Consider the following 265-nt stretch of genomic DNA (forward strand, 5'->3'; position numbering starts at 1 on the left):
CCGGCCGTCTGCGAAACAATAAGATTGGGCTTGCAAATAGTTTAACGGGCATGGGCACCGGTTCACAGCCTTCCTTGTGGAGCCGTGTACAAGAAATAGCCGTGCCTGTGCTTCTAATCTGCGGGGAGTGGGACAAAAAGTTTTGCGCCATCAATCAAGAGGTGCATAAGAAGCTTCCATCTAGTAGAATAGAGATTGTTCCAAAAGCCGGCCATACGGTGCATGTGGAACAGCCGCGTTTTTTTGGTAAAATAGTGAGTGAGTT

The 265-nt window shown here is 48.3% G+C and carries 1 pseudogene; it reads left to right on the top strand.

Going from position 1 to position 265, the window contains the following annotated elements:
• A pseudogene (locus CF394_RS03555) lies at positions 1-265 on the top strand (2-succinyl-6-hydroxy-2,4-cyclohexadiene-1-carboxylate synthase); the annotation flags it as partial.

The organism is Tetzosporium hominis, from assembly GCF_002265435.1.
GTDB lineage: Bacteria > Bacillota > Bacilli > Bacillales_A > Planococcaceae > Chryseomicrobium > Chryseomicrobium hominis.